The sequence below is a fragment of the Vibrio sp. KMM 9700 genome, assembly GCF_058545285.1.
This window is the reverse complement of the sequence record NZ_CM178589.1, coordinates 1,749,915-1,764,309: the sequence shown is the minus strand read 5'-3', so window position 1 is coordinate 1,764,309 and position 14,395 is coordinate 1,749,915. Positions and strand designations below refer to the sequence as shown.

General features: G+C 33.8%; 11 protein-coding genes. All 11 read right to left on the bottom strand.

The features are described 5' to 3' along the window. Nucleotides 1-15: 15 nt before the first annotated feature. Nucleotides 16-1,767: an McrB family protein gene (locus AC2VOY_RS07855; RefSeq protein WP_491830768.1), complete on the bottom strand. Its 1,752-nt coding sequence runs from the start codon at nt 1,765-1,767 to the stop codon at nt 16-18. A gap of 10 nt (nt 1,768-1,777) precedes the next feature. Next, entirely contained in the window at nt 1,778-2,980 is a 1,203-nt protein-coding gene (locus tag AC2VOY_RS07850; RefSeq protein ID WP_491830767.1) for a DNA cytosine methyltransferase, read from the bottom strand. Continuing rightward, on the bottom strand, nt 2,981-4,042 hold the full coding sequence (locus AC2VOY_RS07845; protein WP_491830766.1) for a DNA cytosine methyltransferase: 1,062 nt from the start codon (nt 4,040-4,042) through the stop codon (nt 2,981-2,983). It abuts the gene before it with no gap. A gap of 369 nt (nt 4,043-4,411) precedes the next feature. Continuing rightward, nucleotides 4,412-5,665, bottom strand: a complete 1,254-nt coding sequence (locus AC2VOY_RS07840; RefSeq protein WP_491830765.1) for a DNA cytosine methyltransferase — start codon at nt 5,663-5,665, stop codon at nt 4,412-4,414. Between the two features lie 193 nt (nt 5,666-5,858). Next, nucleotides 5,859-7,958: an AIPR family protein gene (locus AC2VOY_RS07835; protein WP_491830764.1), complete on the bottom strand. Its 2,100-nt coding sequence runs from the start codon at nt 7,956-7,958 to the stop codon at nt 5,859-5,861. Next, nucleotides 7,936-8,928: a PD-(D/E)XK motif protein gene (locus AC2VOY_RS07830; protein ID WP_491830763.1), complete on the bottom strand. Its 993-nt coding sequence runs from the start codon at nt 8,926-8,928 to the stop codon at nt 7,936-7,938. The genes AC2VOY_RS07835 and AC2VOY_RS07830 overlap by 23 nt, the downstream gene beginning before the upstream one ends. Then, on the bottom strand, nt 8,918-10,930 hold the full coding sequence (locus tag AC2VOY_RS07825) for a Z1 domain-containing protein (RefSeq protein ID WP_491830762.1): 2,013 nt from the start codon (nt 10,928-10,930) through the stop codon (nt 8,918-8,920). Before AC2VOY_RS07825 ends, AC2VOY_RS07830 begins: the two co-directional genes overlap by 11 nt. A gap of 80 nt (nt 10,931-11,010) precedes the next feature. Then, nucleotides 11,011-11,709: a hypothetical protein gene (locus tag AC2VOY_RS07820; protein ID WP_491830761.1), complete on the bottom strand. Its 699-nt coding sequence runs from the start codon at nt 11,707-11,709 to the stop codon at nt 11,011-11,013. Beyond that, a complete protein-coding gene (locus AC2VOY_RS07815; RefSeq protein ID WP_491830760.1) occupies nt 11,697-13,055 on the bottom strand; it encodes an ATP-binding protein in 1,359 nt (452 codons plus the stop codon). Before AC2VOY_RS07815 ends, AC2VOY_RS07820 begins: the two co-directional genes overlap by 13 nt. Continuing rightward, entirely contained in the window at nt 13,048-13,389 is a 342-nt protein-coding gene (locus AC2VOY_RS07810) for a hypothetical protein (RefSeq protein WP_491830759.1), read from the bottom strand. The genes AC2VOY_RS07815 and AC2VOY_RS07810 overlap by 8 nt, the downstream gene beginning before the upstream one ends. A 303-nt stretch (nt 13,390-13,692) precedes the next feature. Further along, the gene (locus AC2VOY_RS07805) at nt 13,693-14,364 is read right to left on the bottom strand and encodes a haloacid dehalogenase type II (RefSeq protein ID WP_491830757.1); all 672 of its coding nucleotides are present in this window, start codon (nt 14,362-14,364) and stop codon (nt 13,693-13,695) included. Nucleotides 14,365-14,395: the final 31 nt, after the last annotated feature.

Genomic DNA, 14,395 nt, shown 5'->3' with positions numbered 1-14,395 from the left:
CTTGAAGCTAATTGTTTAAGGCCAAAAACTGGTGAAGGTGGCGCTAGCAAGACGCTGCTGCATCCATGTTAGTTTCTCGTTTGAGCGACATGCAATGCGTAGCACTTTTTGTTTATCAGTTGCATCTTCTGGCGCTTCTTTTTCTCGATACAGATCTGGGCGAGCATTCGTCTCATCAGTTTCATCGTTTTCATCCGCATCCCATATGGGCGCTAACTGTACGGCTAAAACATTGCTAAGCTCAGATAAGATTTCCCCACCATCGGCTTTGGTGAGTTTATCCGTATCCCCTTCTATACGCGGCAGAACTTTACACATCATAAAGTCATCCCATACAGCTTTTAGAGTAAGGTCATCTTGTGGATTAGTCGTGACAACCGAAAGCAATAATTCATTTAATGCACGATAGGCTAGTTCAAAAGGCGTATGTTTCAACACTGAATTCACCGCGGTTAAAAATGCGATACTTTGTGAGCCATCAGAGTCACATGTTGAAGCAAGATCGGCTTTGGTTACTTGGGATAAACTTGGGTAAGATAAATGTTTGTTACGCGTGCTTGGAGCAAAAAACTGATCATAGTCATTTGGAAAAAACGCTCCAAAATCAAAGCTCAGCGCTCGGTCAATCACTTTGCGAGAAAAACCATGGGTGGTTTCATCCATATTCACCGTACCGGCAACAATAAGATTAAATGGAATCGCTAAACCGTATTTACAGATTAACTGCCACAATTCATCATAGTTAGAATCAGCAAAGCCTAAGTCATTACGTAACTTGGTATTATCCCCAACTTCGTTAATTGTCGCCGGCTTTAATAATGCATCACAAGTATAGGTAAAGGTCTTATTATCCCAACACCAATCACGAGTTTCTAAGACTGATAAGTAATCAGAGAAGTATTGCTCAACAGGGGCAAGGTTCATTTCATCTAAACAGAGCCAGTAAGGTAGGACTTGGTTAAGATTGTCTCTCTCTCCAGAAACGACCATGCTTTTACCTTGTCCGTTTATGTCTTGCTCTTCGATTGTTAAACCATTATCAAAAATGCCTCGCCATGCTTTCGCGATAAACTGCAAGACATCTGTAGTGATGTATTCAGCTTTACCATCATTTGAAAGTCGTGAAATATAACCTAATAGGTCACTTGGTTCATGCCAGTCTGGACGAACTGAGGTTAAACAGTAGGTTTCGTTAAAGTTGTTAGTGGCTTTTGCCTGCTCACGAACAAAACGTGTTTTACCTGTACCTGAAATGCCAGCCAAAAGGAGGAAGGGTTTAGGGAGAGTTGAACAGGGCGTTATTACATTTATTACATTGTTTTGATTCGAATTTTTATCGATAATAACTTGAGTAACTAAATTGTTGTGCTTACCTTTTGCAGGAAACATATCTAATAACTCACCATAAGCGCTATTTGCTTCCGCAATTGATAAAAATATCTCATTCTCTTTTCTGAAAAAGCAACCAATATGGCCAGGTTGAATAATGGCGCCAGAGCCTTCCTCTCCAATATATTCCTTTAGTACTCCAGTGAGTGAAAGCCTATGCTCACTCTTCGAAGGTGGCTTACCATAAGTTAACTCTGCAGTTTCACCTTTCTCTAGAAAATTGAGTTTTATTTTCTCACTGATCTCAGGGTTACGATTAAAGTCCCACTCAGGAAAAAAAATAACTCTCGCATCGACAGGAACTAAACAGAAACCACCTGCTTTTCTCAATCCTAATTCATTTCCATTAAACCGGTGAATCCAAACTAATTCAGACATTTAAAAACCTTTAATTCAATATACTATTTAAAGCATCTGCTATTTTCTTAGCAAATAATGGAGGCACAGCATTTCCAATCATTTTATAATTGGCACCTTGCGATCCACAAAACTCAAAGTCATCATCAAATGTTTGGATTCTTGCGGCTTCTCTTACTGTTATAGATCTAGCTTGACTTGGATCTGGGTGTATATGCCTTAAACCATCTTTATACAAATGTGCAGGAATAGTGTTACTCGGTCGATCGAGACGTAAAACATGATACTTATGAACAGATGAAGTCTTTCCTGTTTTCTCAGTGTACAATTTTTTTAATTCATCACTTTGAATATATTTATTATTGCCACTTTTAATATCTTCAGCTAATAGTTTAAAAATATCAATATCGCGTTGATTATGATAACGAGGAATATGGTTTTTTACCTCGTAATGTGATCCTATATAAGCATGTGATATTCTTTTTTCTGCTGTCGGTAGTGGGTACAGTTTAGGTAGATTAGAAATTGCATCTTCAACTGTTTTAACTTCATCGCTTTTTAGTAAATTTAGAGTCCTATAAAAACTCGAAACCTTTTCCTTATAATCAGGATATTCAGTTTTTCTAATCGCCACAATAATAACTCGCAATCGCTTTTGAGGTACCTCAAAACTAGATGTATCAAAAAGAGCATCTTCTCTCAAGTTTGCAGAGATATAATAGCCAGCCTCATCAAATGCTTGAGTAACCCTCTCTACTATAGAAGTGCCTCCCGGAGCAGCACTCAACATACCTTGTACATTTTCAAAAATGCAAGCTTTTGGTTGAAAATGTTTTACAACTTTAATATATGATTCAAATAAAAAATTTCTGTAATCATCATGCATACCATTTTTATCACGAATTCTTCCTGCGACAGAATACGCTTGGCAAGGAGGCCCACCAATAACAATATCAACACTCTGATCTTCAACTAGTTTTTCTAAGCCTATCGAGCTACCATATTCATTATCATTTTCATAACCGTAAATAAGCTCATCTGTTCTTTGGATATCGAAATGAAGCACTCTAGAATCTGCATCTTGGTAACCCCACTTACTTTTCAGCCTATTACGTAATGTTAACGCTGCATTTTTATCCCACTCTACAGCTGCTTTTATTTCAAACTTATGTGATTGTTTGAAACCATCAGTAAGCCCACCACAACCAGCAAACAATTCTATTGTACTTAACATTTATTTTTTACTCATCTTTAGAATTTGATTACCTAACGCAAAGCCTAACAAGGGAGGTACTGCATTTCCAATTTGCTTATACTGTTGTGTTTTAGGTCCCACAAATTGAAACTTATCAGGAAATGACTGTAATCGTGCATTTTCACGAGCGGTTGGAACTCTGTCCCATTTATAATGAAAATGATTTCGATGGCCGGTATCTATAGTTTTAGATGGCTTTTGACTATGATATCTTGTCCATGCTTCATTAAATTTTCTAGAGTCGCCAACTCCTGGTGGTAAGTCTTTATGATTGCCACCTTCTGGGACTTGTCGAATGACTGAAACAACTAAATCACTATGTTTTGTACCAACATGATTATAAAGTTTACTAGAGCCATCTCTCATCATATTTTGGTAAGAGCTATTAGCCAATGTTGAATAGTCTGTAGCTTCGCATCCGAGCTCAAACTCTAAAGTAGGAAGATCGCCAATAGCTTCTTCACATGTAACATAATTACTTTCAGTATGAGTAGGTTCAGGAAATTCAAACTTCTCTTTCCCTAAAACACCAACAAAAAACATCCTTTTCCTGATTTGTGGCACGCCATAATCAGGAGCATAAATTAACTTTTCTGATGAAGAATAACCTAATCTTTCAAACTCATCTAAAATTGCTTTTCTTGCTCTGCCTTTATATAAGTTTGCAATACCTGGCACATTCTCTATTACAATAAATTTAGGCTTGATTCGTTCTGCCAACTGAAAAACTGAATAAAAAAGCTTATTCCTTTTGTCGTTTTCATTTCTGGTGCCCGTTAGTGAAAAGCCTTGGCAAGGAGGCCCTGCTACAATAATGTCAACTTCACGTCCGTCAATTTCAGCAACGATCTTCTCTATACTTTCTGACTCTGACAGATCTAATTGTAAAGCTTTTGCATGAGGATGATTATGGGCAAATGTTTTCAATGCAGGGGCATCAATGTCAACACCGACGATACTCTCAAAACCTGACATTTCGAAGCCATATGACAATCCGCCACATCCCGAAAACAAATCAACTAAATATTTATTTCTTTTCATTACTCACTACTATTGATTTTCGCTTATATTTCAAATGCTTACTAACAATTTAATTTGTAACTCACTACTTTCAGAACTATCAGTCTGATATATTAAAGCTGATTATCTGTAATCACTGTTGTCAGCACTTATTTCTTTTAGCAGTACATTAACATCAAACTTGAGTGAATCAAATCTCTGCAAGGTGAGAATCTAGATACCTAATTGCTTCTCATATGGTATACACGCAAAATTCCTTACTTTAGTATTTTTTATATTTCAAAATACCCAATAAACACACCATAAAGTTAACGCACACAGTGCACTGTATATACATACATTATTATATAGGATATCAGCTATTGATAATAGAGAAAAAGTAACCATCTCTCATTTGATACTCTTGACCATACTTTGGGCTATAGCTCTAACCACATTGACGGTAACACTATTACCAAATTGCTTATAAGCTTGATTCTTTGATGAACTAGGCTCAAATTCATCAGGAAAACCTTGCAATCTAGCGGCCTCTCTAGCGCTAATTTTTCTAGGATTTTTTCCAACTTGTTCAATCAAAACTTCACTACCATCTTTATAGTATCTTGCTGAAATCGTATTTGTATATGATGACTCCTTAGTAACTAAACTATACCCAAAACCCTTACCATTTTTTTTATTTTCAACTTTTCTACGTTGATGGCCTGCCCATAATCTATCTGATATGGTCAATTTAGGATCAGGATTTTCCTCTAGTACATCCCCAACTTTCGTTTTAAAATCTACTGGCTTTGGATATTCAAAGTTAGTCAACTCGCCATCCATCCAAAGAACAATATAAATTCGCTGCCTATTTTGAGGAACGCCAAAATCTATCGATTTCAAAACCATTTTTTTTGCTAAGCTTTGAATTTCTTTTGTTGTACCGTGCTCAATAACAGTTTTTGGAATATTGCAGCTATACCCGATTTGAGTCAGAGTCTTTAGTATCACTCTTAAAGTGTGGCCTTTATCATGACTAATTAATCCCTTTACATTTTCAAGCAAAGCAAACTTAGGTTTTTTAGTTTCTAAAATATTAGCGATATAGTGAAACAGAGTCCCTCTTGTATCCTCTATACCTAATTTTAGCCCCGCATGTGAAAATGGTTGACAAGGAAAACCAGCTAATAAAATATCGTGTTCTGGTATTTCTTTAGCAGAAATACTTGTTATATCGCCAAATGGCAACTCTCCATGATTATGCTTGTAAGTTTGTTTGGCATGCTTATCAAGCTCTGAAGAAAAAACACAAACACCACCATTTTGTTGAAAACCAAGCCTTAGCCCCCCAATACCAGCGAACAGATCAATAAATCTAAACTTAGAATAAAATGCTGGCTTTATTTTTAAATGCCCAAAGACTTCATGAAAAAATTGCTCTCTTGTTGTATAAAAATCATGACCTATCAGTCGTGTTAAAATATTTATTTTTAATTCGTCTGGAGCATTCAGATTCGGATTGCAGTAGAATTCACTATCGGTAGCGATGGCATGAATCCATTGATCTATAATCGCTTCAACGTCACTTCCATCTGGTACATGCTCTAATGCTAATGGTTTAATCAAATCTTCAGCTTGTGGAAGATTATTAAGTTTATTTTTCATTATTTATTATCATTAATAATTTTTTGTGGATAACTTAGGCCAAGTACTAGTATGGTACTTTGTATTTTTACTTTAATATTCTTATCTAAATTATTAAGTGTTATTTAAGCCTGTAAAAATACATAACTAGTGACTACTTATTTTATAAGATAAGTAGTCACTAGTTAAATATAAAGGATAGCAGAGAAAATAATCAAATAAAATCAAATCCTTCATCGTAAGCTATTTGTCGTATTTTTAGCGCGTCAATACTTTGTTTTTCTGAAGGTAATCCACCACCAAAGTGCATCTTGTAACACTTTTCAGGTAAAGAGACATTTTTATGATTATATGGATAACCTTGAGACTTGTAATAATCAGCTATAGCTTTCCATTCATCTTTCTTAACATCCATAATTCCTGTCTGCGCTTCAATTTGTGCTCCTGCTTCATTTAAATTTTTATCATCTTCCTTTTTCTCTTTTAGCTCATAATGATTAAGGACATCAGATGCATTAAGATGGTCTAAATCAAAATGCAAAGCTTTAAACGCTTCCCATCCCTTTATAGATTTACAAAATTCAGATGGATTTCCCTTACCACTTCTAAATGACGGATCTAGAATTTTATTTCTAACAAATTTACCTAAAGTATCTATTTGGATTTCTAAAGTTTCTGATATGCCTTGGTTTGTATATATTTTAGACAAGTTAATATCTTTATTTTGTTTAAGTAATAAGTACCTCAAAAATGATAGGGTATAAGTGACTGCCTCAGCCTTAAACCCACTTTCATTCTTATACCATGATGATTTAAAGATCGTAGAATCTGCATTTTTGAATAATATTGCTTTTGCTATCAACTCTCGATAAAAAGCATGCTTAAATTGTGTTTCATCCTGTTCATATTCCTCTGCTATAACTTCTCCAAATAACTTTAAGTTTGCTTGTGCTCCTTTCTTTACTTCAAATGGCTTCATTCTCCATGTGTTTTCAAACTTAGCCATATCAGTTTTAGAAAACTTCTGATTTTTGGGGAATTCAAGCATGAAGCGATCTTTTTGGGCTTTAGTCAATCCTCTTATTCTAGTCGAATATTGACCTCTGGCTCGCTCATAAAACCATTTAGTAGATAAACCCGATTTCCCTGCCGGCATAGGAAAAGAAAGAGATAGTTTTTCTAAATTGATATGAAATGGATGATTTGAAACTAAATCAGATTTTTGAATAGCATTTTGAGTATTCGCATATTGACTTATTCGAGATTTAAGATTTTCAATTTTACTTTCATCATGAATTACTGTAAGTTTCATCTGAATAAAAACTTTACTTAAATCTATATTCTTATAAAGCTTATCCCCGATTCCGCCTTTTTCTCTTGGCGCAAAATATATAGAAGCAGTTGTCTGCCCTCCATTTACAATTTGTAGATTGTCCAACTTAGATATTACTTGAACCCCATCCACATTAGTAAACTCAACATTAGTGGCGGTACATGTTAAACCATTATTGTACGCAAAAAAGTTTTCCGGCTCAGTAAGTAATGCTCTTCTAATACCATTATTTACTGATGAACGAAAATCTAAAAAAGTCCTAACATTTGCCTCGAGTAACCGCTGTCCGAACTCATCATATATTTCACTTAAAACCTTTCCTGGCATTACACATAAGTAAGTAAGAGAGGTGTCATCTTCAGTATTAGCAGGTAAATTTTTCAACCCATTACAAATACTCATAAAATCTATCGAAAAGGGTTCATTCTCTGTTCCTGATTCATCTAGCGTTTTTAGCCTCTCTAAATCCCATACTTCAATTGATGTAGGTTTTCCTCTTATTGGCTCTATTTCAATTTTTTTGACACGCTCACTTAACTTCCTAGTGCTAAGAACAACTACCCTAAATTTTAAAACATCTGATAAATTAGTCCCCATATCGATAGCTGTCACTCTGTCGGTAGACTCTTCTAGTGAATCTAAAAATTTTTTATCATCAATTTTTTCAATAAATCTAGAGACATTATTACCTAATTTTACTAAATCAGTTTTATTTATAGTTTGAATATCTTCACTATCTTCGTAATCTGTGATAATACCACTCAGTATCTTTTCAAGGGGATTCCAACTGTATCCGTCAATCTTCATATATTTATTTGAATTTCTATATGAGCGATACTCAATATTATCTAAGATACCAGCTTCAGAAATTTGTTCAGATATTAGATCAAAAAATTTCTCCTCTTCAAAACAAAGATCTTTTTCTGCTGATAATTTAATTCCATTAATAAGACTACTCTTAAACTTCTGTAGTGATTCCATTGTAAATAATCTCCTCTAAACCTTCTAAAACTTTAAACTTTTCTAGTGAGCTCCCATCAATAATATATTTCACTTTTAATATTTTATCATGAGGTAGATTGTTAGGTACAATTCTTGGAAAACTATCTGATACTTCATAAGTGACAACACTAATATCTACAAACTTTTTATTTAATTCAATATCATTTGCTTTACCATATTTTTCAGATATCTTATGTATAAAATTATTCTTCAATGATTCATTTTCACCTATTAATGATGTACATCTATCGACTAATTCAACTAAGTTTAAACCTGATAAATCAATACTTTCATTTATTCTAAAAGATATTAAGTAAAGCTTATCCGTGATCTTTTGAAGTTGCTCAACAGATGAAATCTTAAGATTATTATTATCACCAACTATTGATGTTTTAATTTCAAATGAAACACTATTAAAAGTAAAGTCTTGCTTTTTATTATCTGGTCCAACCCATCCAATCAATGCATTCCTTACCCCTAAAACTTTAGAAAAATAGTTATAGAAAATAAATAACTCCCCCCAAAAACCAATCAGCTCACGAAAGCCTAAACCAGATTTAGATGGTTTTAAAAATTCACTCCAAGAATAGATTCTAAAGATAAAATTACGTAGTAATTTTAATCCTTTATAACCAGATGAATATAGTGCAATATCTTTAGATATTATTCGAAACTTATCAAACATTATACTGTCTTTGAGAGTGCAGATCAGTCGAGTATTTTTTACCGTATGTTCTAAATAAACATCTAAGCAATCTAATTTATTTATAATATCTAAATCAAAATGACCATATTCTTCAACAAAAAATAAAAACTCCCCTTCAGAACTAACTGAAACCCAAAACCTAGGATCTTCTTTATATAAACGCCTAGCTGATAATGGGTAAGAGCCTTTCTCAATCCCTTCCCAAGGGTTATCTTTAAAAAATTCGTTATAATTATTCAACATCTTCTTCTGGCTCCAGAACTATTCCCTCATTTAAAGATCTCCATACTTTATTTACCATATAAGAAACCTTTGTGTTTTTATATATTAAATCTATCTCACTTTTTGATTTACCCTTTAAGTTTTCATGTATAGGAAAAGATATTGAATAAGTAATAGTTGGATCTTTATGAGGAACACACAATATAGCTTCATCACCTTTTTTAATATTTTTTGGCAGTGTAACTATAGATAAGTTATATATTATCAGACCTGGTTGATTTCGTTCCAAATTTCTAATGTGATGAAAAGATTTACTTGTATTTTTAATATTATCAGGATCTTTTAAAAAATATCTTTCATCATTAATGTGGCCAATCTCTTGTCTTTCCCAATACATTGTATTACCACTAACTGATTTTACTAACCTCCTTTTTGCTAATTTTACTTGAGGTAGTCTTGGATCTAGTTCAATTATACTTGGTAAGTTAGGATCACCTTTATTGATTGGGTATTTCAACCACCAAGGTGAGCTTTCACTAATAATATTTTTAATACAAACGGTAAATTTTGGAAGATTTAATTTTTCTATTTTAGATATATACTGTAATAACAAATCATCTGAAACTTCACCTTCTACAAAGTTAGTACTTGATATGAAACTTTTGATAAAATCATGCTCAACATCATAAAATATTACAGACCCATCTTTTGATTCATATCGCTTCAAACCTTCATTAAACATTCGATCTATTAATTTCTGTGTCGCAGATAAGTTGTTTAAATTATTTTCATCTGATACATAAAATTCGTATTTTCTCAACCTTCTACCTGCTAAATCTAAAGATCTAGTGTGACTTTGAGAAGCATTCATTTTTTGTTTTGCTGTAATAAGTAATGCACCTGGATGCTCTCTTACCTTCAATCCAAATTCACCAGGTGTCTTCTTTTGTTCTGACATTTGTCCAAGTTCAAGGTAAAGTTCATCAATAGCATTCGAGATAAATTCGTACCATTCATAAGATTCTGATGTTATAAATAACTTACAAAGATCTTTGTATCCCGGCCTATACCCAAACCAACGGCACATCTGCATTAATGTATCATAAGTTTTGGAATTCCTAGTAAAATAGGATACAGTTAAGCCTTCTAGTGTTAATCCCCTTGAAAGCTTGTGACCTCCGACAACTATTGCAGATAAACCATTAGCCTTATAAGCAGAGTAATCTAAACTTTCACTAGATTTACCATGTACTGCAAACACCTTTGTTTTACCTATTGCTCTTTTTAAAAATGGGTAAATATCGTCAAAAGATTCTTTAATTTCATAAAACTTATTAAAACTATTTTGTAAATCAGAAACTATATTGCTTTTTTTCACTGCAGTATTTAAAGGATAACCAAAAGCATAATCAGATGCATTTCGAATTTCATCCATATACTCTTCAACTAATTCAGCAATTTTGTCTTGTAGAATAGTTAAATGAGTCATGTTAATTAACATAGTATTATGTGATTTTGGAGCCCCTCTTAAAGACCTAACTGCAACAGTAATTAAGTAGCATCGAATTGCTTCTTTTAAAGATTCAGGAATGATACCAATAGGAGTATTTTTCTTACTTTTAGCCGGTAGAAGAATTTCATTATCATCAACTATAACAACAGGATCTTCTTTCGTATCATCATCAGATTGGAAAAAATGTTTTTGCCCAACATAATTATCTGGAATAGGGATTCTAATCATAAAATCGGCAGGAAATAGGTCATCACCAATATCAACATCGTCCTCCTCAGGATCAATAAATATATTAGCAAATGGAGTTGCTGTATAACCAATATATGTTGAGCGATTAAAAAGAGATAGGACCTTTCTTATATTATTATTAATTGCTGTGATATCACCTTTTTCATGTTTAGTATTAATTGATGCATAATCAGCTTCATCATCAATCAATAGTAATTGATTATTTAATTTTTGTCCGGATTCAATATCTAAACCATGCTTCTCTACGATCCACTCATACAAATTATTAAGTACTGATGCCCATTTTTTAATAACAAAAACTATTGGTACATCTATAGAAAAATGAATCCCAAAGCTATTTGCTACATTTTTTTGAAATCACCTTCTGTTGTCGTTAGGTATACCGCTCTTAAATTTTCGTCTCTATATTTTCCAACCCCAATTGGGAGGCCACTCTCATACCTCATTTTAGACTCTTTTCCTATTACTCCCTCATCTAATCTCTCTTGAGTCTGAGTCCTAAGTTCATTTAGATGCCCTCCTAATACAACAATTATCTTATAGCCAGCATCAATAGCCTTATTAATTAAGCCTAAATAATTTTGTGTTTTTCCTGACTGAACACTCCCCATGACCAGTCCCCTACGATTCCATTTTCCTTCTTTCTGAGGATCTCCGGAACAATCAAGTATTTCATCAATTGTTTTTTCTGTTTCTTTTATTACGTCAAGAGAGCGTCCTTGATCAATTAGATATTCTTTGTAAGCTTTCCAATAGTTCCATTCAATTTCACCACGTTTGTGATCTAGCCATCTTTCAACATTTGGATTAGCCAGAATTATTGAATGCTCATCAATTTCAACATTTATACTTGTCTCAATTCTAAATTTTATAGTTTTCCAATCTTCATCCGTAAACTCCTGATATTGTGGGAGCATTGATTTAAGTTGATCTATCGTTTCATTTATAAAAAATTCATCTACTTTTCTTCCCGATGCCTTAGCCTCTCCAAATATACGGAGTAGAGTATTAGTGCAGTCTTCTGTTCCTAATGTTGCCATAACTTTTTAATCTCCTCCAATATGTCATCATAACTCAAATCATTCTGATTAATTTTATTTGGTGTTGATGACATTTTTTCATATATATGATGAATTGGTATTTCTTCTGATAAATGCTTTAAATATTCGATAAGTTTCACGACTTGCTCTTTATCTAAAGATAATAAAAGATCTTTTAACTGAGAGTTATCTTTTGATATTTCATAGCTAATGCTTCCTTCTCTTTCATTTTCATTTACTTTCCAAAATGCATTAGCTTCCTCTAGGCGGCCTCTATATCGGTAAGTTCTTTGAGATCTCTTTATAGGATCTCGAATTAGTTGCTTAAGCTTTTCTTTTACTTTATGGGGTATTTCTAGCGATGATTTTTTAACATCTGTAGACCATTCTTCATCTAAACTTGTAGGAACATTTACTTCAACTCTAGCTAATTTTCCTAATTGGGATAAACGAGTTAAACCAAACCAACCTCCAGATATAATAAGCCTGTTCGCTCTATAAACGTATAAGCCCTGGTTTGATGTTATTTTATCTGTCCCCCCTAGGGTTTCAAGATCTGCTTGGGTTAATTTTGATTCATGAGGGAGAATATGGACTTGAATATCTATAGTCCCACCTTTTTTAACTCGAAACTTTTGTGATGGGCCTTCTTGATATCCATTGCGACTTTTTAGAAAGGGATCAAAATACTCTAACTTCTGAAAATTAAAGTAGAAATTTACTGAGTTCTTGCCTTCCATAAACTTATGGAAGTGTAGTTGTACATAACTTTTTAATCTTGTTAAGTCTTGACTTAAAATGGTTTGAAGTTCAGGATTTGGATGACTATCATATTTACTAATATTTTCCCAAACAACGGCAGTACCAGAGCCTTTGATCTCAATATTAAACTTGGTACATAAGCCATGTGTTTCACTTTTTGAATGTTTAATTAGTGTCCATGTATTGGTTTGTTCGATTAAATCAAGATCCCATGTAACACTTTGAATGTCGGAATGACTGTCTTTACTAATAACAGTTATTTTTCTAGCTTGAGAGAAGCTAGCCATCTTCAAACCTGACCCAAATCGTCCTAAGTCGAACTCGCCTCTAAAGTCGGCAGGATCTTTACATCCTATTCTCATAGAATCGACAAGCTTATCAGAACTCATACCAATACCGTCATCTAATATAACTAACACAGCTTCTTCGTTTAAAGTAGTTATCTCTATGTGTATATTTTGACATTCTGCTGTTATAGAGTTATCAATGATGTCACTTATTGCTGAATTAAGGTTATATCCTATTCGTGATAGCGTCTTTATATGAGATTTAGGATTTGGGGAAAGTTCAATATGTTCAGCCATTAATTACATCCTCCCTAGCAATATGCCAATAATTGATAACTCTGGACAAAGCCAAATTTTCTTTAAGATCTAATCCATCGGCAGATGCTGTTTCAGTTGCAATCTTCAAAGCCAATAACCTATCATTAAAATCCATTATATTATCGCAATAATGCTCTAGCTGGAGCTCTTCACAAAAAAACTCATCTATCCAAGAATCAATTATTTCATGATTAAGACAGGGAAGGTGTTGAATCGATGATTTAACTAGCTGAATTTCTTCCTCTTCTGATAAGACTCCATCGTTACAAGATACATATAGAGCAATTTTTATAATAGCTTCTTCATAATTCATATCTCTTTATCTTCCTATATTGAATCAAACGAAAATATATCGATACTAAAATAATGGCATAATTACGGTTAAAACTCTAAGTAATTCTTATAGAAGAGAAGTGTGAAAGGTTTCATATACCTCTTAACCAATAATAATCAGTATCTTAATAGAATAAATTAGCATATAGATACCAACTTAATCTGTTCAAATGTTCATTAAGTTAATGATAATGGAGCTTAGCTAAAGATAGAAGTACGAATAAAAATTCAATTATCCCCTCCAAAGGATACTAGCATCAATATCCTCTACAAGGGATAAAGCCTAACCCTTGGCTATGATCTGCTTGGCAATCTCCAGCATAGTATTGGCTTGAATATCCGGCTTTTTATATAAAGGATGATATGGCGCAGGGGTGCGCGCGATATATGCAGCTTGCAGGCCGGCAGACAAAGCGCCGTGAGTGTCCCAATCATGGGTTGCAACCAGCCTTAAATTTGCAGGATCTTGCCCCAGCTTTTGCGCGGCAAATTGATAGACATTTAAATCTGGCTTGAAGCTGCCTGTCTCTTCAACTGAAATAAAAGTATCAAAATCATCAATTAAGCCAGCATTCGTCAACTGCTTTAAAATTAACTCAAAGGATGAGTTAGAAAAAGCGACCGTTTTAAAGCCTGCATCACTCAGCGCTTTTAACGCAGGTTTGATATCCGAATGAGCAGGTAAACTTGCAAATAAACCAAGCAGTTCTTGACGCTTATCAGAGGTTAGATCGACCTTGTAAAGCGCAGCAATATTATCAAGCATAGCGCCTGCTAGCGTGGCAAAATCCGATTTAACCCCAGTCGCAATACAAACCGTTGAAGAATGCAAAAGCTTAGCAAACCAAACGGAAACCGCATCTTCACGGCCAAAGGTTTGTGTAAACGCCTCTTTTAATGACCCGAGATCGAGCACGGTTTCATTGATATCAAAAAGAATAATATTCTTGCTCATTTTGCTTCCTTCCTCAACATACTTGCTTATT

Coding starts and splice junctions, on each gene's coding strand:
- AC2VOY_RS07855 (WP_491830768.1), bottom strand. CDS start 1,767: ATGTCTGAATTAGTTTGGATTCACCGGTTTAATGGAAATGAATTAGGA.
- AC2VOY_RS07850 (WP_491830767.1), bottom strand. CDS start 2,980: ATGTTAAGTACAATAGAATTGTTTGCTGGTTGTGGTGGGCTTACTGAT.
- AC2VOY_RS07845 (WP_491830766.1), bottom strand. CDS start 4,042: ATGAAAAGAAATAAATATTTAGTTGATTTGTTTTCGGGATGTGGCGGA.
- AC2VOY_RS07840 (WP_491830765.1), bottom strand. CDS start 5,665: ATGAAAAATAAACTTAATAATCTTCCACAAGCTGAAGATTTGATTAAA.
- AC2VOY_RS07835 (WP_491830764.1), bottom strand. CDS start 7,958: ATGGAATCACTACAGAAGTTTAAGAGTAGTCTTATTAATGGAATTAAA.
- AC2VOY_RS07830 (WP_491830763.1), bottom strand. CDS start 8,928: ATGTTGAATAATTATAACGAATTTTTTAAAGATAACCCTTGGGAAGGG.
- AC2VOY_RS07820 (WP_491830761.1), bottom strand. CDS start 11,709: ATGGCAACATTAGGAACAGAAGACTGCACTAATACTCTACTCCGTATA.
- AC2VOY_RS07815 (WP_491830760.1), bottom strand. CDS start 13,055: ATGGCTGAACATATTGAACTTTCCCCAAATCCTAAATCTCATATAAAG.
- AC2VOY_RS07810 (WP_491830759.1), bottom strand. CDS start 13,389: ATGAATTATGAAGAAGCTATTATAAAAATTGCTCTATATGTATCTTGT.
- AC2VOY_RS07805 (WP_491830757.1), bottom strand. CDS start 14,364: ATGAGCAAGAATATTATTCTTTTTGATATCAATGAAACCGTGCTCGAT.